Source organism: Amycolatopsis sp. NPDC051045, from assembly GCF_040682955.1.
Taxonomy (GTDB): domain Bacteria; phylum Actinomycetota; class Actinomycetes; order Mycobacteriales; family Pseudonocardiaceae; genus Amycolatopsis.
Genome location: NZ_JBFBCC010000004.1, coordinates 122,713 through 140,230, shown reverse-complemented (window position 1 = coordinate 140,230; position 17,518 = coordinate 122,713). Strand labels below are relative to the sequence as shown.

General features: G+C 70.5%; 21 protein-coding genes. 2 read left to right on the top strand and 19 right to left on the bottom strand.

What is annotated here, in order from left to right:
* Positions 1 to 5: 5 nt before the first annotated feature.
* From AB0M80_RS11755 to AB0M80_RS11690, 14 genes are all read right to left on the bottom strand, one after another.
* Positions 6 to 644 (bottom strand): hypothetical protein, encoded by a 639-nt coding sequence (locus AB0M80_RS11755; RefSeq protein ID WP_364562424.1) that lies wholly within the window; start codon positions 642 to 644, stop codon positions 6 to 8.
* Positions 645 to 646: 2 nt separating this feature from the next.
* A complete protein-coding gene (locus AB0M80_RS11750; RefSeq protein WP_364562421.1) occupies positions 647 to 1,660 on the bottom strand; it encodes a hypothetical protein in 1,014 nt (337 codons plus the stop codon).
* Positions 1,661 to 1,843: 183 nt separating this feature from the next.
* Positions 1,844 to 2,425 (bottom strand): transglutaminase family protein, encoded by a 582-nt coding sequence (locus AB0M80_RS11745; RefSeq protein WP_364562419.1) that lies wholly within the window; start codon positions 2,423 to 2,425, stop codon positions 1,844 to 1,846.
* Positions 2,426 to 2,498: 73 nt separating this feature from the next.
* Positions 2,499 to 3,104: a histidine phosphatase family protein gene (locus AB0M80_RS11740; RefSeq protein WP_364562416.1), complete on the bottom strand. Its 606-nt coding sequence runs from the start codon at positions 3,102 to 3,104 to the stop codon at positions 2,499 to 2,501.
* 21 nt (positions 3,105 to 3,125) lie between these two features.
* Positions 3,126 to 3,488, bottom strand: coding sequence for a hypothetical protein (locus AB0M80_RS11735; RefSeq protein ID WP_364562414.1), 363 nt, complete (start codon positions 3,486 to 3,488; stop codon positions 3,126 to 3,128).
* 229 nt (positions 3,489 to 3,717) lie between these two features.
* Complete coding sequence (locus AB0M80_RS11730) at positions 3,718 to 5,151, bottom strand: MBOAT family protein (protein ID WP_364562411.1); 1,434 nt, start codon at positions 5,149 to 5,151, stop codon at positions 3,718 to 3,720.
* A gap of 65 nt (positions 5,152 to 5,216) precedes the next feature.
* A complete protein-coding gene (gene rlmB, locus AB0M80_RS11725; RefSeq protein ID WP_364562409.1) occupies positions 5,217 to 6,173 on the bottom strand; it encodes a 23S rRNA (guanosine(2251)-2'-O)-methyltransferase RlmB in 957 nt (318 codons plus the stop codon).
* Positions 6,174 to 6,203: 30 nt separating this feature from the next.
* Positions 6,204 to 7,592 carry a cysteine--tRNA ligase gene (gene cysS, locus AB0M80_RS11720; protein WP_364562406.1) on the bottom strand — a complete coding sequence of 463 codons (1,389 nt, stop codon included), beginning with the start codon at positions 7,590 to 7,592 and terminating at the stop codon, positions 6,204 to 6,206.
* Between the two features lie 42 nt (positions 7,593 to 7,634).
* Positions 7,635 to 8,321, bottom strand: a complete 687-nt coding sequence (locus AB0M80_RS11715; protein ID WP_364562403.1) for an HAD family hydrolase — start codon at positions 8,319 to 8,321, stop codon at positions 7,635 to 7,637.
* A gap of 56 nt (positions 8,322 to 8,377) precedes the next feature.
* Positions 8,378 to 8,773: a PPOX class F420-dependent oxidoreductase gene (locus AB0M80_RS11710; RefSeq protein ID WP_364562401.1), complete on the bottom strand. Its 396-nt coding sequence runs from the start codon at positions 8,771 to 8,773 to the stop codon at positions 8,378 to 8,380.
* A gap of 9 nt (positions 8,774 to 8,782) precedes the next feature.
* On the bottom strand, positions 8,783 to 9,178 hold the full coding sequence (locus AB0M80_RS11705; RefSeq protein WP_364562399.1) for a PPOX class F420-dependent oxidoreductase: 396 nt from the start codon (positions 9,176 to 9,178) through the stop codon (positions 8,783 to 8,785).
* Between the two features lie 28 nt (positions 9,179 to 9,206).
* Complete coding sequence (ispF, locus tag AB0M80_RS11700; RefSeq protein WP_364562397.1) at positions 9,207 to 9,692, bottom strand: 2-C-methyl-D-erythritol 2,4-cyclodiphosphate synthase; 486 nt, start codon at positions 9,690 to 9,692, stop codon at positions 9,207 to 9,209.
* Positions 9,689 to 10,303: a 2-C-methyl-D-erythritol 4-phosphate cytidylyltransferase gene (locus AB0M80_RS11695; RefSeq protein ID WP_364562394.1), complete on the bottom strand. Its 615-nt coding sequence runs from the start codon at positions 10,301 to 10,303 to the stop codon at positions 9,689 to 9,691. The genes ispF and AB0M80_RS11695 overlap by 4 nt, the downstream gene beginning before the upstream one ends.
* A 53-nt stretch (positions 10,304 to 10,356) precedes the next feature.
* Positions 10,357 to 10,848, bottom strand: a complete 492-nt coding sequence (locus AB0M80_RS11690; RefSeq protein ID WP_004559016.1) for a CarD family transcriptional regulator — start codon at positions 10,846 to 10,848, stop codon at positions 10,357 to 10,359.
* A 275-nt stretch (positions 10,849 to 11,123) separates the two neighbouring features.
* On the opposite strand from AB0M80_RS11690, the gene AB0M80_RS11685 reads away from it, so the two are divergent.
* Positions 11,124 to 11,816, top strand: a complete 693-nt coding sequence (locus AB0M80_RS11685; RefSeq protein ID WP_364562391.1) for a hypothetical protein — start codon at positions 11,124 to 11,126, stop codon at positions 11,814 to 11,816.
* A gap of 39 nt (positions 11,817 to 11,855) precedes the next feature.
* Positions 11,856 to 13,214, top strand: coding sequence for a DNA repair protein RadA (gene radA / locus AB0M80_RS11680; RefSeq protein ID WP_364562388.1), 1,359 nt, complete (start codon positions 11,856 to 11,858; stop codon positions 13,212 to 13,214).
* On the opposite strand, the gene AB0M80_RS11675 is transcribed toward radA, so the two are convergent.
* From AB0M80_RS11675 to AB0M80_RS11655, 5 genes are all read right to left on the bottom strand, one after another.
* On the bottom strand, positions 13,215 to 14,333 hold the full coding sequence (locus AB0M80_RS11675; RefSeq protein ID WP_364562385.1) for a hypothetical protein: 1,119 nt from the start codon (positions 14,331 to 14,333) through the stop codon (positions 13,215 to 13,217).
* Positions 14,326 to 14,919, bottom strand: a complete 594-nt coding sequence (locus AB0M80_RS11670; protein WP_364562382.1) for a sigma-70 family RNA polymerase sigma factor — start codon at positions 14,917 to 14,919, stop codon at positions 14,326 to 14,328. The genes AB0M80_RS11675 and AB0M80_RS11670 overlap by 8 nt, the downstream gene beginning before the upstream one ends.
* A 46-nt stretch (positions 14,920 to 14,965) precedes the next feature.
* Entirely contained in the window at positions 14,966 to 16,246 is a 1,281-nt protein-coding gene (locus tag AB0M80_RS11665; RefSeq protein WP_364563624.1) for an alpha/beta fold hydrolase, read from the bottom strand.
* 48 nt (positions 16,247 to 16,294) lie between these two features.
* The gene (locus AB0M80_RS11660; RefSeq protein ID WP_364562379.1) at positions 16,295 to 16,861 is read right to left on the bottom strand and encodes a helix-turn-helix domain-containing protein; all 567 of its coding nucleotides are present in this window, start codon (positions 16,859 to 16,861) and stop codon (positions 16,295 to 16,297) included.
* A gap of 106 nt (positions 16,862 to 16,967) precedes the next feature.
* The gene (locus AB0M80_RS11655; protein ID WP_364562377.1) at positions 16,968 to 17,495 is read right to left on the bottom strand and encodes a hypothetical protein; all 528 of its coding nucleotides are present in this window, start codon (positions 17,493 to 17,495) and stop codon (positions 16,968 to 16,970) included.
* Positions 17,496 to 17,518: the final 23 nt, after the last annotated feature.

Below are 17,518 nucleotides of genomic sequence, written 5' to 3'. Positions count from 1 at the left end.
TGTAGCTAGATGCGGTCGGCCAATTCCCCCAATCGGACCTCAACCGGAACGTGACGATGGCCGATTCCGCTGGCCGGGTCGAAAGACAAGCTGAAGCTGCTCACCGGGCGTGATTTCACGAGGAAAGTCATCGTCCCGGTCGCCGCCTCGGGGATGCGGTGGAATTCGTCGGCCAGCATGGTGGCGCAGACCCCGGCTTCGCACCGCGTCCGGCGGCGCAACCGCGCGGACGCGATCAGCCCGGTTTCGGCGTCGATCGTCGTCTCGTACCTTTCGTGCAAGTAGTCACCACGGAGAATCGTGGTGCAGAAGTGGTACCTGTGGTTGTGCACGGAATCCGCGTACCCCTCCCGCCAGTCCTGCTGCGCCTTGTATTCGTGCAGCCAGAAGGAGAACGGGTCGGACGGCGAATCGAGCAGGCACCAGGCGAAGTGGGTGGTCGTTTCCCGCGACGAGCGCAGCACCTTGGTGGCCTGCGCGGCGGACAGCGTGCGGAGCTGCGAGCGCAGCTCTTCCCGCAGCCCGGACTGGGTGGCCCACGGCCGGAACCAGCCGTCGACCGCGCGCCAGTCCGCGGCGAGCGGGAACCCGGCCGTGCGCAGGCGCGTGGCCAGTTCGGAAAGGGGGGACAGGCGGGTGAGCAAGGTCAGCTCCCTAGCTCGGCGACTGCGGAGAACTCCGCGCGGAAGGCGTGGAACTTGCTTTCCAGCTCGCGGAACTGCTCCTCGGACAACGGGGATCCGGTGATCTTTTCGAACAGCGCCAGGAAATCCGTCCGCGTCGTCGCGGACGTGATGCGGAAGTGGCGGCCGGTCCGGGACTGCGAGACGCGCACGAATTCGGCGCGTTCCATGTTGTAGAGGAAGGAACCTTCGGTGAATCGCAGGGACCGCGGGTAGAGCTTCGTGGCGCCGCGGACGTCGCTGTAGAGCGACACCCAGACGCTGGCGTCGAACATTTCCAGCCGGTCCAGCGGCGGATCGGCGACCACGGTGATGTCGACCTGCGCGCAGCGGCTGCGCGCCAGGAAGAGGCCGACGAGCCCGATCCGGATCTCTTCGTCGAGCCGGGTCTGGATCTGTTCGTAGTCGACGTCGGCCGCCTCGCGCCGCAACAGGTACCGGGCGCGCCCGCTGATCGAGTTCGCGTCGCGCGGATCGGCGATGACGGCCCGCAGTTCCCGCTCCGTGCGGGAAAGCAACAGGCGGGCGGCCGCGTGCCGGCCGGAGAACCCGCGGAAGAAGTACTGCCGGGTCGCGTCGAGGTCGGCCATCAGCGCGCGGTTGAACGCGGGATCGGGGTCGGTGGTCGCCTCGAACACGTCGGTGGGGAAGAACTCCTTGTTGAGCGCGCGGTATTCGGCGCTGAGGTCCTCCAGCGCACGTCTGCTCTCCTCGATCACCGGGGTCACCAGCGCCCGCTGCGAGGCACTGGCGGTGATCAGCGTCTGACCGAATCCGACGATCGCGGAGATCAGGGTGCCGGTGCCCAGCGACGTCACCAGGTTCTTCCCGGTGCCGGGGTCCATCAGGCCGGCGATCCACAGGCTCAGGCCGGCGACCACGACGAGCACCGTGAGGAGCAGGCTCGTCCTGGTCCAGAAGATCTCCTGCAGTGGGGTACGGCGGAGGTGTCCGCCAGCCGCGGCCACGTGCTTCACCTCCCTCGAGCCACCCGAACGGACGAACGCGTAAAGTGTCGGTTCGAGCGCGGGGAGTTACTTTACGCGCCTCTCGGGGTGCGCGAAATAAGAAGTTCGGGGGACAGTGCTGACGGACAGACGTCACTCTCGGCAATAATTCACCGAGTGGCCCGGTTTTCCGAAAATGACGGAAAACCATGATCAAAGAGTGCGCGGCAGTCCGTTTTCGTACCAGCCGGGGCCGGGTTCGGTGGTCATCAGGAAATCCACGACGACCGGTGCGGGTGCCGGGTGGATCTCCGGGAGATCGCGCTCGCCATGCGCGGTGTCGACCGGCCAGGCCAGTTCTTCCCCGGCGAGCGAAAACTCCCCGCCGGCACCCGTGCGGTTGCCCCGGGCGTCGAGCCGTGCCCACCTGCCGTGCAGGTACACGGCATTCAGCCCGTGCAGCGCGGAGAGTTCCTGGTAGCAGAAGCCGGCCGGAATCCCTTGTGCCCGCAGCAAAGCGGCGAGCAGGTGCGCCTTCGCGTAGCAGATCCCGACGCGCTCGCGGAGGACGTCCGACGCCCGCCAGGTGACCCGGGGATCGCGGGCGTCGATGACGTGCTCGACCTCGTCCCGCACGAAGAGGAACGCGGCTTTCGCGCGTTCGACGGGATCGTCCCCGGTGGGTCGCAAGGTGCCGAGCAGCGCGCGGATCGAAGGGTGCTGGTGATCGACGACGGCGTCGGCGGCGAGGTAGTCGCTCAGCCGATCGGAGGTGGGCGACGGAACGGGTCTCATCCGCGGATCCTGACACGTTCGGCCATTCGGGCGAGACCGATTTTCCGGCGTCACCACGCTCCGCGGTTGCCGGTTACGGAACGTAGAAATCGGGGGGAAAGCCGGTCCACCGCAGTTCGGCGGGGAGGTGACTCAGGTCGTTGTAGACGACCAGCGCGGCGGGCCGCCCCGGCGAGTACCGGAGAACGGTCAGGCCGGCGTGGGCGTGGGTGAGGGTGAGCCACCGCCACGGCGGCGCATCCTGCGAGGCGCGGACGAGCCACCCGACGAGGAAGTTGTGCGTGACGAGCACTTCGTACCGCGGCTCGGCCCCGGGCACGGGCCCGCTGAACCGCCGTTCGGCTTCGGCGGCCAGCTCTTCGTCGGCGGGCGGGAGTTGCCGGGCGAAGGCGAGCAGGAGGTCACCGGAGGTCTCGGGGAGCTCCTCGCGCCTCGGCGTGTAGGGGACGAAATCGCCTGCCGCCGGGTCGACGTGGAGGGGAACGCCGGGAAGCTGAGCGGCGATCAGCTCGGCGGTCCGCGCGGCGCGCGGGAGGGGACCGTGGTGGACGGCGGTGACGGGGACGTCGCGGAGACGCCGTCCGAGCAGAACGGCCTGCCGCTGCCCGGCCTCGGTGAGTCTCCCGTCCCGCCCCGCTTCACCGTGGCGGGTGAGGAAGAGGTACCGCGTGGTCAGCACGGGGTCAGGTCTCCGGCGAGCTCAGCCGACGGGGACGAGCGCGCCTTCGGGGCCCTGCCGCGGCGCGAACTGGGCGACCAGCCGCATCGGCGCGGGGTGTGGCGCCAGGACGAGCGAGGCGAACGGGGTGATCGTGTGCTCGTGCCCGCTGTTGGTGTGCAGGTGCACGCTGACGTGCACGTTGCGGTCGGCGGGGATCTCGAAGGAGACGGAACCCCACGAGACCACGTACTGCCGGCCGTCGATGCTCGCGATCGGCGCATAGGCACGCACGGTGTGCCCGAGGTGGGGGATTTCGACGGTCAGCAGCCGGCGGGGACCGTCGTGGTGGTCGACGTAGGGGATCACGCCCGGCACCCTGGCGAGGTCGTTCGGGTCGGTCATCGTTCGGTCCTCGCTCGGAACTCGTGCGCCTTTGCTGGCCCTGATCATGCTGCCAGGCCGTTGTCGGGGCTTGTCGGGGGTCCGGCCGGGGCGGGCTTGTGGCGGATGCCTGATCACCTCACGGGGGTTGCCTGCCCCACCGGCCCGGCCGCTGAAGATGGCTGCGTATCGGATCGATGGGGAGGACTGGTTGGAGGGGCCCGGGCCCGGGGGCGTCCTTGGGGGCTGGTCAGAACTGGTAATACAAGAATGGGCTGAAGGTTCCCGTTGCTATCAAGATCGCCGCGTACAGCAGGCCTACCGTCATCACGCCGATGCGCAATGCCGTGGCTGGGCGGCTGCGGGATGACTCCAGCAGCGGGCCCGTCACCGGGTGGGCCGGCAGCAGGAACACCGTCAGGGCCGCCAGGAGCAGGACCAGGCGCTGGTTCGTGAACGCCTGCTCGACGCCCGCGCCGATGCCGTCGAAGTCGGGGAGCAGCATGTGGCCGAGCATCGAGAGCGCGTGGCCCAGGTCGGGGGACCGGAAGAACACCCAGCCGACCACCACCAGCAGCATCGTCAGGGCCCGGCGCAGGTGGCGCTTCCAGGGAACCGCCGGGTCGAGGTCGAGGCCGAAGCGGCGCTCGATCACCAGCAGCGCGCCGTGGTAGCAACCCCACACCAGGAACGTCCACTGCGCGCCGTGCCAGAAGCCCGTCAGGACGAACACTATGCAGAGGTTGCGGTACGTGCGGCCCGCGCCGTGGCGGTTGCCGCCCAGGGGGATGTACACGTAGTCGCGGAACCAGCGGCTCAAGCTCATGTGCCAGCGGCGCCAGAACTCCGTGATCGTCACCGATGAGTACGGCCGCGCGAAGTTCTCCGGCAACCGGAAGCCCAGCATGCGGCCGAGGCCGATCGCCATGTCCGAATAACCCGAGAAGTCGAAGAACAGCTGGAGCGTGTAGCCGATCGCGCCGAGCCACGCCGTCGCGAACGTCATCTGGTCCGGGGGCACCTTGAAGCACGCCTCGACCAGCGGGCCCAGCGAGTCGGCGATGATCGTCTTCTTGCACAGCCCCAGCGCGAACCGGGGGAAGCCCGCCGCGATGTCGTCGAGCCGGTGCGAGCGCAGCTGCGGGAGCTGGTCGGCGATCTCGCGGTAGCGCACGATCGGGCCCGCCACCAGCTGCGGGAACATCGCGATGTACGCGGCGAACGACACCGGGTTCCGCAGCGCCTGCCGCTCGCCGCGGTAGATGTCGACCACGTACGAGATGTGGTGGAACGTGTAGAACGAGATGCCGATCGGCACCACCAGGCTCGCGACGGGCACGCTCCCGCCGAACCAGTGCGCGACGGCGGCGATCTGCTGCGTCGCGAACCCGGCGTACTTCCAGACCAGCAGCACCGCGACGTCGAGCGACACCACGGCGATCAGGATCCGCCGCCGCCGCACACCCTGGACGTCCCACGGGCTCGGCGCCAGCAGCGGGCCGGCCAGGAAGTTGACCACCATGCAGCCGAGCAGCAGGAAGACGAACCCGCCGGCGCCGATCGTGTAGAACAGCAGGCTGCCGACCGCGATGATGCCGTTGCGCCAGCTCCGCGGGCACACCAGCACGGCGATGAGCACCGCCGGCATGAAGTACCACAGGAAAAGCGGCGAAACGAACGACATCGGTGGTCAGGTCCCCTCGGTTTTATCCGAGGGTGACCTTAACCCGAGTGGGTGGTGCTGAGGACTCAGACCCGGCCCGCGGCCCGCCGGCGCCGCGCCACCTCGGCGAGCAGCACGCCCGCCGCCACCGAAGCGTTGAGCGACTCCACGCCCGCCGCCATCGGGATCGACACCGTCGCGTCGCACGTCTCGCGCACCAGGCGCGAGAGCCCGCGGCCCTCGGAGCCCAGCACGATGACCAGCGGGTCGGCCGCCAGCTCCAGCTCGTCGATCTCCACCGAGCCGTCGGCGTCCAGCCCGACCAGCATCAGGCCGTCGTTGGCCCACGTCTTGAGCTGGCGCGTCAGGTTCGTCGCCACCGCGATCGGCAGCTTCGCCGCGGTGCCGGCGCTCGTCCGCCACGCCACCGCCGTCATGCCCGCACTGCGCCGCTCCGGCAGCAGCACGCCGTGGGCGCCGAACGCGGCCGCCGAACGGATCACCGCGCCCAGGTTCCGCGGGTCGGTCACGCCGTCGAGCGCGACGAACAGCGGCACCTCACCCGAGTTGCGGGCCACCGCCATCAGGTCGTCCGGGTGCGCGTACTCGAACGGCGGGACCTGCAGGCCGAGGCCCTGGTGCACGGCCCGGTTCGTCTTGCGGTCCAGCTCCTCGCGCGGGATCTCCAGGATCGAGATGCCCTTGTCGCCGGCCAGCCGGACGGCGTCGTTCACGCGGTCGTCGATCTCGATGTTCAGCGCGACGTACAGCGCCGTCGCCGGGACATCCGCGCGCAGTGCCTCGACCACCGGGTTGCGCCCGGCGATCAGCTCCGGCTTGTCGGCCTTCTTCTGCCGCGCCTGGTCGCGCTTGGTCGCGGCGTTGTTCTGGCGGTACGCCTTGTGCCCGGGACGGTCCTCCGCCTTCGGGGTCGGGCCCTTGCCTTCGAGGGCCTTGCGGCGCTGACCGCCCGAGCCGACGACGGCGCCCTTCTTGGTGCCCGTCTTGCGGATCGCGCCCTGGCGCCGCGAATTGCCTGCCATGGTGAAAGTTTCCTTGCTTCAGAACCGAAATCAGTCCGGCTTGACTGTCCACTGCGGACCGTTGGGGGTGTCCTCCACCACGATGCCCGCCTGCTGGAGGCGGTCACGGGCGGCGTCCGCGCGGGCGAAGTCCTTCTCGGCCCTGGCCTGCTGACGCTCGGCCAGCAGCCCTTCGACGAGCTCGGCCAACGCCTGCTTGGTGGGCGTTTCGGAACCGCCCGCCTCGGACCAGCGCGCGGACAGCGGGTCGAGGCCCAGCACGTCGGTCATCGCGCGGACGGCCGCGGCGAATTCGAGTGCCTTGGAGGTGTCGCCCGCGTCGAGGGCGGTGTTACCGTCCCGCACCGTGGTGTGGACCACGGCGAACGCCTGCGGGGTGGCCAGGTCGTCGTCGAGCGCGTTGGCGAACTCGGCGGGGACCGTGCCGATCGCGACGTCACCCGACGCGGCGGCGCGCCGCAGGAACGTCTCGATCCGCCGGTAACCCTGCGCGGCCTCGGCGACCGCGCCGTCGGAGTACTCGACGTTCGACCGGTAGTGCGGCTGCACGAGGTAGTACCGCAGCTCGGGCGCGCGGTAGCGCTCCAGCATCGACGGGATCGACACCGTGTTGCCCAGCGACTTGGCCATCTTCTCGCCGGCCATCGTCACCCACGCGTTGTGCAGCCAGTAGCGGGCGAACGGGTCGCCGGCGGCGTTGGACTGGGCGCGCTCGTTCTCGTGGTGCGGGAAGACGAGGTCGATGCCGCCGCCGTGGATGTCGAACTCCGCGCCGAGGTACGCCGTCGCCATCGCCGAGCACTCCAGGTGCCAGCCCGGCCTGCCGCGTCCCCACGGCGTCGGCCACGACGGCTCGCCCGGCTTCGCGCTCTTCCACATGGTGAAGTCGCGCGCGTCGCGCTTGCCGCGCGTCGGCGTTTCGCCCTGCTGGACGTCTTCGAGGACCTGGCCGGACAGCTTGCCGTAGCCGTCGAACGACTTCACCGAGAAGTAGACGTCGCCGTCCGCGACGTAGCCGTGGCCGCCCTCGATCAGGCGCTCCATCAGCTCGACCATCTGGGTGACGTGCCCGGTCGCGCGCGGATTGATCGACGGCGGCAGGCAGCCCAGCTGCTCGTACGCGGTTTCGAAGGCGCGCTCGTGCGTCGCGCCCCACTCCCACCAGGGCCGCTCGTGCTCGGCGGCCTTGGTCAGGATCTTGTCGTCGATGTCCGTGACGTTGCGGACCAGCAGCACGTCCAGTCCACTGTGGACGAGCCAGCGGCGCAGGACGTCGTAGTTCAGGGCGCCGCGGACGTGCCCGATGTGGGGTACGCCCTGCACGGTGGCACCACACACGTAGATCGACGCCGTTCCGCTACGGACGGGGTGGAACTCCCGCACGCTCCGGGTCGCTGTGTCGAAAAGGTGAAGGGCCACCCTGAAAGGGTACGGGGCGGCGTGAGCGACGTCGCAGGCGCCTCAGCCGACGCCGAAGCCGCGCAAGGCCGTGAGCAGGGCATCCGGCCGGTCGGCGGTCGGCAGCGGGTCGACCAGCGCGAACTCGCAGCCGAGCGCGCGGGCGCCGCCGTCGGCCTCTTCGCTGTCGCCGACCATCAGCGTTTCGGTGGCCGGCACCCCGAGGCCTTGGACGGCCTTGCGGAAGATCTCCAGCTCCGGCTTGACCGCGCCGACCTCGAAGGACAGCACGAATTCGTCGACGTAGGCGTCCCACCCGCGGGCGGTGAAGGCGGGCCGGATGTCGAAGGCGATGTTGCTGAGCACGCCCACCTTCAGGCCCCGCTCGGCGGCGGCCTTGAGCGCCGCTTCGGTGTCCGGGTACGGCGTCCACTGGCTGGGATCGATCAGCCGGTCGTACAGGGCGACGGCCTGCTCGGCCTGCGGGACGCCCGACTTCTTGAGCACCTCCAGGTACACCTTCCGGTGCAGCTCCGGGTCGCGGTCGCGGTGCTGCCAGGCGTGCAGGTGCTCGGCGTCGAGCTCGACGACCTGCCCGACCGGCGCGGTCATCCGGCGCATCAGCTCGGCCTGCGCCTCGATGTCGAGCGGCGAGCCCTGGTGGTCGGTCAGTTCGGTGAGCCAGGACTCGTCCTGCTCGAGCCGGAACAGCGTGCCGGAGAAGTCGAACAACACCGCCCTGATCGTCATGGGTTCAGCCTAGCGAGATCGCGGGCGTCGCAGCGGCGCCCGCGACCCGCATCACGTCACGCGGCGTAACCAGTGATTTTGTCGGGCACCACGCGCACGACCACCCGGACGACCTCCGGCGGTTCGGTGCGGAAGTCCTTGCCGTCGTACTTGTGCGAGAGCTCGTTGATCAGTTCGCGCCCGCCCTCCTCGGTGATCTCGACGCGGCCGCGGACCTCCACGTACTTGAGCGGGTCCTCGAGGTCGAACACCGACAGCGAGACCCGCGGGTCCCGCTGCATGTTCCGCTCCTTGAGACGCCCGCGGACGGTCGCGAAGAGGACGGTGTCGCCGTCCCGCTTGGCCCAGACGACGGAGGTCTGCACCGAGCCGTCGGCGTTGATGGTGGCGACCACCGGGAAGTTCTTGCCGTCGAAGAGGGCCTTCGTGGCCTCGTTGAAAGTGACACCCATGGCCGGACCCTATTTCACGTTGCCGGCGATCTTCTCGGTTTTCACGCGCACGACGACGCGCTCGACGTCGTCGCCCTCGGCCGGCGGGTCCTGCGCGAGGTACTTGTGGCTCAGGGTCTTGGGGAGGGTCTTGCCCGGGTCCGGCGTGATCGTCACGGTGCCGCGCAGCTGCGTGTGCCGGTACGGGTTCGCCGCGTCGGTGATCGAGACGCTCACGCGGGGGTCGCGCCGCAGGTTGCGGACCTTGCGGCGGTCTTCGGTCGCGCTGAAGACGAGGTCGCCGTCGTCCAGGCCGATCCAGATCACGGAGGTCTGCGGGCCGCCGTCCGGGTCGAGGGTGGCGACCGTGGCGAAGTTCTTCCCGTCGATCAGCGCGCGGACGTCGTCCGAGAGGGTGAGGGCCATATCACGCCGAACCGGCGCCGGGTGACTCCTATTCCGCCGTGCGCGGCTCGGTTCGGGCGAGCAGCAGCGCCGTCGCGAAGGCCGCGATGCCCTCGCCGCGCCCGGTCAGCCCCAGGCCGTCCGACGTGGTCCCGGACACGCTCACCGGGCCGCCCACCGCCTCCGAAAGCACCTTCTGCGCCTCTTCGCGCCGCTTCCCGACGCGCGGTGTGTTGCCCACGATCTGGACCGTGGCGTTCGCCACCCGCCAGCCTGCCGCCTCGATCAGGCCGCGGACCTCGGCGAGCATGTCGGCGCCGTGCGCGCCGTTCATCCGGGGGTCGCCCGTGCCGAACACCGCGCCCAGGTCGCCGAGGCCCGCCGCCGACAGCAGCGCGTCGCACAGCGCGTGGGCGGCGACGTCGCCGTCGGAGTGGCCGGCGCAGCCGTCGGCGTCCGGCCACCGCAGCCCCGCCATCCAGCACTCGCGGCCCGCCTCGATCGGGTGGACGTCCACCCCGTTGCCGATCCTCACAGCGTCTCCTCGTTCTTCGGTGCCGCCGCGATCGCCTCGGCCAGCGAAAGTTCGAAATCGGTGGTGACGCGCATCGCATCGGGGTGGCCCGGGACCGTCGCCGCGCCCGTGGGGGCGAGGTCCGGCCGGAACGCCGTGCGCGCGTAGCCCACCGGCGTCTGGAGGGTGCGTAGCCGCGTGCGGTCCTCCGTGCCGACGATCAGCGAAGCCGCGTCGGTCACCTTCACCGTGTCGGCCATCGGCAGCACCGGGACGACAACGGGGGAGCCGTCACGGACCGCGCTGATGACGTCACGCACCGTTTGCGCAGGAATGAAGGCACGCAGAGCGTCGTGGAGGAGTACAACTGAGTCACGGGAAAGTTCGGGTTCGACGGCGGCGAAGGCCTGCCGGAGCGAGCCGGGGACGACCCGGCAGCCGAGGCCGCGAACCGCCTCGGAAAACGACGAAGCACACCGCTGGGGGGCCGCCACGAGCACCAGGTCGATCTCCGGTACGTCGAGCAGCCCCCGCACGGTGTGCGTGAGTAGCGCCTCACCATGGACCGGCGTGAGAGCTGACTCCCCGTCGGAGGCATGATGTGCGACGGTCACGATCGCGAGGACGTTCATCGGTACGCGATCGTAGAGGCACCCACTCGCCCGTCGAGCGGGATGCCCTGGGCTCAGACCGTCGCGGTTTCCAGAACTTCGTCGAGGAGGACCTCAGCCTTGTCCTCGTCGGTGCCCTCCGCGAGCGCGAGCTCGCTGACCAGAATTTGCCGCGCCTTCGCCAGCATGCGCTTCTCGCCTGCCGAAAGCCCGCGGTCCTTCTCTCGCCGCCAGAGGTCGCGCACCACTTCGGCCACCTTGTTCACATCGCCGGAGGCGAGCTTCTCGAGGTTGGCCTTGTACCGACGAGACCAGTTAGTGGGCTCTTCGGTGTGCGGAGCACGCAGAACGTCGAAGACCTTGTCCAGTCCTTCTTGCCCGACGACATCGCGAACACCGACGATCTCGGCGTTGTCTGCGGGCACGCGAACCGTGAGATCCCCTTGCGCGACCTTGAGGACGAGGTACTTCTTTTCCTCGCCCTTGATCACGCGGGTCTCGATGGCTTCGATGAGTGCGGCACCGTGGTGCGGGTAGACGACGGTCTCTCCGACCTTGAAAACCATGTGTCCTCTGCCCCTTTCGCTGACTCCATCCTAGCACGGGCCGCCAGTGGCCACCTAGCGGGCCGGACTCGTCCTCGCAGGTCAGCGGCCTGGGCGGGGGTTGACAAACGTCGGACCCCCGTGCTCACGCAGGTAGCGGGGAAGCGTTTCGTCACAAGCTGGGAATTCCTTTGTGGACGATTGATCTTGGTCGCGGCGCACACCGGTTCCGCGCGGGAGATCGCCCCCGGCTAGTCTTCGCGGGGAGAAGGCCGTGAAAAGGGAAGGACTGCGACGTGAGGCTGCAGAATCGTCGCGTGCTCGGTGCGGGCGTGCTGGCGCTCGGTGCCGCGCTCGCGCTCACCGGGTGCGGGGCCGGGCAGATCACCCAGACCGCTACGCAGCAGGCGGCCGTCAACGGCACGCACGCCCAGGTCAAGGACATCGACCTCCGCAACGCCGCGGTCCAGTACCCGACGTCGGGCCCCGGCTACGCGGCCGGCGCGACCCCGGCGCTGACCCTGACCATCGTGAACCGCGGCTCGCAGGACGACTCACTCGTCTCGGTGACCACCGAAGACGGCACCCAGGCAACCATCGGCGGCTCGAAGACCGTCGTCGCCATGCACTCGCTGGTGATCGGCCCGGACGAGGCCGCCGAGGCCACGAACGAGGTGCAGCCCACGTCCTCCGCCGCGCCGTCGTCCTCGTCGGGCACGCCGACGCCGACGAGCGCACCGGCCGGCAGCAGCTCGGCGACCAACAGCCCGGGCAACCTCACCGCGACGGCCACCTCCGAGGTCCCGTCGTCCGGCCCGGCCGCGACGCCGACCGCACCCGAGAAGATCGGCCAGGCGACGGTGACCCTGCCCGCGCTGAAGCAGCCGCTCTGGCCGGGTCAGGTCATCAAGGTCACGTTCGTCTTCAAGAACGCCGGCCCGGTCACCGTCGAGCTGCCGGTCGCGGCGCCGGCGCACGTCAAGGAGTAGGTCCCCGGTTTTGTCGGTGGTCGCCGCTAGCCTCGCGGGGTGAAGAAGGGGACCACCTACCGCTGCGGGAGCTGCGGGTACGAAGCGGCGAAGTGGCTGGGCCGTTGTCCGGAGTGCCAGGAGTGGGGCTCGTTCGAAGAGCGCGGGGCGCCGGGCAAGCCGGCCATCCAGCGCGTCGCGGCCGGGGCGCCCAGCGCGCCGGCGCGGCCGATCGGCGAGGTCGACGTCGAAGCGGCGCGCGCTCGCCCCACCGCGGTCTCGGAGCTCGACCGGGTGCTCGGCGGCGGCCTGGTGCCGGGCGCGGTGGTCCTGCTCGCGGGTGAACCGGGGGTCGGCAAGTCGACCCTGCTGCTCGAGGTCGCCTACCAGTGGGCGAAGACGGTCGACCGGTCCCTGTACGTCACGGGCGAGGAGTCCGCGGGCCAGGTCCGGTTGCGCGCCGAGCGAACGGGCAACGTCCACGACCGGATGTACCTCGCCGCCGAGAGCGACCTGTCGGCCATCCTCGGGCACGTCGACGACGTCAAGCCGGGGATGCTGATCGTCGACTCGGTGCAGACGATGGCGTCCCCGCTGGTCGACGGCTCACCGGGCGGGGTGACGCAGGTCCGCGCGGTGACGTCCGGGCTGGTCGCGCTGGCCAAGGAGCGCGGGCTGCCGGTGGTGCTGGTGGGGCACGTCACGAAGGACGGCTCGGTGGCCGGCCCGCGCGTGCTGGAGCACCTGGTGGACGTCGTGCTGCAGTTCGAGGGCGACAAGCACTCGACGCTGCGGATGCTCCGCGGCATCAAGAACCGGTTCGGCGCGTCCGACGAGATCGGCTGCTTCGAGTTGCAGGAAGAAGGCATCGTCGGGGTGCCGGACCCGTCCGGGCTGTTCATCAGCCGGACGGCGGAGCCGGTGCCGGGTACCGCGATCACGGTGTCGATGGAGGGCAAGCGGCCGCTGCTCGGTGAGGTTCAGGCCCTGGTGTCCTCGACGTCGGCGCCCCAGCCGAGGCGCGCGGTCAGCGGCCTCGACTCGGCGCGGGTGGCGATGGTACTGGCGGTGCTGGAGAAGCGCGGCGGGCTGAAGCTCGGAGACAAGGACGTTTACACGGCCACGGTCGGCGGCATGAAGATCACCGAGCCGGGCATCGACCTGGCGCTGGTGCTGGCGCTGACGTCGAGCTTCGGAGACGTCGCCCTTTCGCCACGGCTGGTCTCGGTGGGCGAGGTCGGGCTGGCGGGGGAGATCCGGCGCGTGCCGAGCGTGGGCCGCCGCTTGGCGGAGGCGGCCCGGCTCGGGTTCACGCACGCGCTGGTGCCGCCGGACTCGGGCAAGCCGCCGGCCGGGATCAGGGTGCTGGAGGTGGCGAACGTCGCGGACGCGCTGAACGCGGCCGGCCACGCGCGCTGATCACCCCGAGGTCCGCGTGATGGCGTAGGAGTACTCGGTGTCCGGGGCGTCGAGCCGCTGCGGGGCAAGGGGAACCTGCATTGGCGTGGTTTTCGGCATGTTCACGGAGCTCGGCGGCAGCGGGATCGTGGTCTGCGGCATGTTGATGTCGCCGGTGATCGCCGGGCTCGGTCCCCGGTCCGCGGCCAGCAGTCGCGCGGTCGCCGGGTCGAGGAACAGCCGCCTGCCGGTGTCCTTGGCCACGTAGACGGTGGCCGGCCCGCCGTCCGGGGTCGTCCGGCCGGGAAAGACGACGATGCCCGGGATGCCGGCGAGCGCGTCGCGCAGCGCGAACCGGACGTCCGGCCGGAGCAGGCCGATCTCCAGCGCGCTCCGGACCATGTCCAGCGTCTCCGTGGTGGTGTGCGCCCGGCCGCGCCCGGGATCCTTGACGTCGATCGTGTCGAACCTCAGCTGCTTGGCCAGCTTTCCCCGGTCGGGGACGAGCGAGGCGACGAACGCCGCGTCCGGGCGCAGCCAGTTCACGAAGGGCGTGTTCCAGGTCGGCTTGTTCTGTCCGGAAAAGTCGGGGTGGTCGGGGAACACGCCGCCCGGGCCGTACTCGTCGACGGGCCCGGGGAGCGGTCCGGCGGTCTGATCGCGGTCCGGCCCTCCCGCCGCGCGCGTCAACGTCGTGCGCCGGTGCCACACCTCGGTGGGATCGGCCGGGATCCACAGCTCGACCCGTCGCTGGAGTTTGGCCGCGAACCCGCTGACGTACTCGTACGTCCAGCCGGACGCCTGCGCGTAGCGGAACTCGCCGGGCGCCAGCGGACGATCGAGGTCGGACAGTGCCGCCGCGGGCCGCGACGGCTCCGGCGCGTCCGGAGTCCACAGGGCAGCGGCCACCCCGAGCCCGCCCACCAGGGTGACGACGGCCGCGGCCACCGCGAGCCACCGCCACGCCCCGGTCCGGCGCGGTTCGGCGGGGGGAGCCTCCACGACGCCGGCCGCCGCGAGCAGGGACGCGCGGGCGAAGGCGAGCCCGTTGTCCTCGTCGACGTCGTCGTTGTTCAGGTCGTCGAGTGCCGCGTCGAGTTCGGCTTCGGACCAGATCTTCCGGACGTTGTCTTCACGCAAGGTCCTGCACCTCCTCTTGGGCCGGGGCGGTCGTCCTGAGCCAGCGTCTGATCCGGTGCAGCCGGGACCGGACGGTACCCGGGGGGATACCGAGGGCTTCGGCGACTTCGGCCGGCTCCAGCCCGGCCCACGACACGAGCAGCAGCGTGTCGCGGTCGGCCGGGCTGAGCCGGGCCAGCGCGCCGGCCAGCTGGGCCGCGCGCGCCTGGGCGTCGACCCGCTCGGCGACGCGGCCGTCGTGGCCCCCGTGGCTGGCTTCGCCGGTCCGCGCCAGCCGTGCGGTGGCCTGCAGCCCGCGCAGTTCGGACCGCACGTGGTGGCGCAGCAGGTTGGTGGCGATGCCGTAGAGCCACGACCGGGCCGTGCCCAGCTCCGGCCGGTAGCTCTCGCGCCGGCGCAACGCGACCAGGAACGTCTCGGCGACGAGGTCGTTCGCCGGTTCGGCGCCGACCCGGCGGGCCAGGTACCGGCGCAGCTGGGCGGCGTGGGCGTCGAAGAGCCGCCCGAACACCGGGCCGGGCTCCGGCCCGCCCAGGTCCGGGCGGTCGTGCCCCCCGAGCTCCGGGTCCTCGTGGATCACCTGCATGCCCCCAGTTGCCCGCAGCCTTCGCGAGCGTTCACGCGAATTTACGTCAGAGGGTCAGCAGCCCCCAATACAGCGCCCAAGGGACGAACAGGACGCCGCCGGCGAGGAGCACGCCGAGCCGGAGGCCGCGGTTCCGCCACCACGCCACCGCCGTGCCGATCGTGGCCGCCACCGCGCCCACCGAGAGCAGCTGCAGCGCCAGCCACGGCAACGGACGACCCGCGAGAACCGGGCCCAGTCCCTTGCCCATGGTCACCTGGATCAGCACGTCGACGACCAGGAAGCCGAGCAGGGCGAGCAATCCCGTCCCCGCCAGCCAGCGCGCCGCCCGGGTTCCGCCGCCGCGTCGCCGGAGCAGCGGGTAGGAGGCGAACGCCACCAGCAGCAGCGCCAGCACGGCGAGCTGGAGCCAGGTCGCCTCGTACCAGCTCAGCGGCGTGAGCTCCACGCTCGTCCGGTCCTGCGCCGGAGGTGCGTCGGCGGTGGGCGCGGACGGCGGGTGGTTCACCCAGCTGCCCACCAGCTCCAGGTAGCCCGGCGCGTAACCGGGCAGCTTGTCGAACCCGTCCGTGGTCCGCCGCAGCTGGTGCTGGGCGTCCGGGAAGACCCGCAACGTGTAGCGGGCCAGGGAATCCCGGAAGATCCGGACGGCCTCTCCCGGCGGCGTCAGGACGTCCTTCGCGCCCCACAACCCGAGCACCGGCTGACGCAGGCTCTTCAGCACCGGCACCGGGTCGTAGTGGGCCTCCGGGAACACGTCGCTGCCGACGAGCTGCCGCATCATCGTCGACGACGCCATCCGCACGATCGAGCCGTCCATTCCCAGCCGGCGCAGCTGGTTCTCGATGGCCCACGCCTGCTGCCGCGAGGGTTCGACGCCGTTCGCGCCGAGCGTCACGACGAAAGCGACGTGCTCAGGTGATTTCGAAGCCGCCAGCGGCGCGACCCAGCCCCCTTCGCTCAACCCCCAGACGCCGACCCGCGCCGGATCGACCTCCGGCCGCTTGCGCAGTTCCTCGACCGCCGCCAGAGCGTCGTCCGCGAGCGTCGAGTACGAGCGTTCGAACTGCGAGTAACCTTCGGTGCGCTTGTCGTAGATGAGCGTCGCGATGCCTTGCCGCGCAAAGGCTTCGGCTTCGAACCGGTAGTCGTCCCGGCTGTGCTCCCCCGAGCCGTGGATCATCACCAGGCCCGGCCGTTTCGTCCCGCCGGGCGGGGCGACGACGGTGCCGTGCAAGGTGACCCCGCCGTTCCGGAACGTCACGTCGTCGTTGGTCACGTCCGCCGCCGACGCCGGTGGCGCCGTCGCCGTGACCGCCAGGATCACCCCGGCCAGTAGAACCCCTCTTCGCATGCGAAACCCCCTGGTGTCATGTCATTCCCCTGGATCCGGGAACGCGAGCCAGCGCACGAGCACGCGCCGCGCTTCCGGTGACCGGTCGTCCTCGGTGCGCCAGTACCGGCGGAACAGCTCCATGTAGTCGTGCCAGAGCTGCTGCAGTTCCTCTTCGGTGAGCCACGTGGCGCCGCGGGCGAAGAGCAACGCGTCCGGCCAGCCGCCGGGCAGCTCCTCCCGCTTTTCCGCGAACCGGTTGAGCTTTTCGAGGTCGTCCTCGAACCCCTGCCGCTGCATGTCGTCGAACAGCACCCGGGATTCGGCGCTCTGCTCGCTGCGGCGCGGCCAGCGGATGTCCCGCGGCCGCGTCCGCCACCACCGTTCCTTGCCCCGCGCGAGCTCCGGGACGTCCTCGACGAACCCGAACCGGGCCAGCTCCCGCAGGTGGTAGCTGGTCGCGCCGGTGTTCTCGCCCAGTGCCTGTGCGAGTTTCGTGGCCGTCGCCGGGCCGGCCGACAACACGCCGAGGATCCGGCGACGCAGCGGGTGCGTGACGGCCTTGAGGGCGTCCGGATCGAGCTCTTCCGGTGGTGGAGCGCTGGTCATGAGCCCACTGTAGCTGTGCAAAGAATATTGTGCAAAGAAATCTCTGCACAACTGAGACGGGCGGGTACCAGTGTCCACTGTGGAGAGAAGAGCTATCCGGGCGTCGTCACCAGATCGGGTGGTTGCTGAACTTCCTGAGCGTTTGCACGGACGGCCGCACGTACGACATGCCCGCCAGGAAGCCCGTGGTGGCGAAGGCGAGCGTCGAGCACACCGTGAGCAGGTCCGGCGCCCGCAGCTCAGGGGTGTCGCGCCAAACCCGGAACACGATCGGCACCGCGAAGGAACCGAGGATCAGCACCAGCGTCAGCAAATACGTGAACAGCAGCGCGTTGCGCGTCGCCGCGGCGCTGGCCACCACGAGGTAGTCGCCGCGCAGGCACCGGCGGCACGTCAGCACCAGCACGGCCAGCGCCAGGACCGCCAGCGGCGGCAGGACGGCCGCGGCCTTCCCCAGCAGCGTGTCCGGGAAGGCGTGGCCGTGGACGATGCCCTGCAGGAACGTCGTCAGCCCGAACAGCAGCACCACCCCGGTGATCATCGAGCACCCGACGACCACCGACCCCCACCGCACCCGGGCGGCGAACCGGGGCGGCAGCGGTACGAACTCGACCTGGCCGAACGTCCCCTGCACCCGTCTCACCTCCGAACGCCGTG

Excerpts from the sequence above, each read along its gene's own strand:
- AB0M80_RS11735 (WP_364562414.1), bottom strand. The coding sequence starts at position 3,488 with ATGACCGACCCGAACGACCTCGCCAGGGTGCCGGGCGTGATCCCCTAC.
- AB0M80_RS11715 (WP_364562403.1), bottom strand. The coding sequence starts at position 8,321 with ATGACGATCAGGGCGGTGTTGTTCGACTTCTCCGGCACGCTGTTCCGG.
- AB0M80_RS11670 (WP_364562382.1), bottom strand. The coding sequence starts at position 14,919 with ATGCAGGTGATCCACGAGGACCCGGAGCTCGGGGGGCACGACCGCCCG.
- AB0M80_RS11690 (WP_004559016.1), bottom strand. The coding sequence starts at position 10,848 with ATGGTTTTCAAGGTCGGAGAGACCGTCGTCTACCCGCACCACGGTGCC.
- AB0M80_RS11705 (WP_364562399.1), bottom strand. The coding sequence starts at position 9,178 with ATGGCCCTCACCCTCTCGGACGACGTCCGCGCGCTGATCGACGGGAAG.
- AB0M80_RS11710 (WP_364562401.1), bottom strand. The coding sequence starts at position 8,773 with ATGGGTGTCACTTTCAACGAGGCCACGAAGGCCCTCTTCGACGGCAAG.
- AB0M80_RS11730 (WP_364562411.1), bottom strand. The coding sequence starts at position 5,151 with ATGTCGTTCGTTTCGCCGCTTTTCCTGTGGTACTTCATGCCGGCGGTG.
- AB0M80_RS11660 (WP_364562379.1), bottom strand. The coding sequence starts at position 16,861 with ATGACCAGCGCTCCACCACCGGAAGAGCTCGATCCGGACGCCCTCAAG.
- AB0M80_RS11695 (WP_364562394.1), bottom strand. The coding sequence starts at position 10,303 with ATGAACGTCCTCGCGATCGTGACCGTCGCACATCATGCCTCCGACGGG.
- rlmB (WP_364562409.1), bottom strand. The coding sequence starts at position 6,173 with ATGGCAGGCAATTCGCGGCGCCAGGGCGCGATCCGCAAGACGGGCACC.
- AB0M80_RS11745 (WP_364562419.1), bottom strand. The coding sequence starts at position 2,425 with ATGAGACCCGTTCCGTCGCCCACCTCCGATCGGCTGAGCGACTACCTC.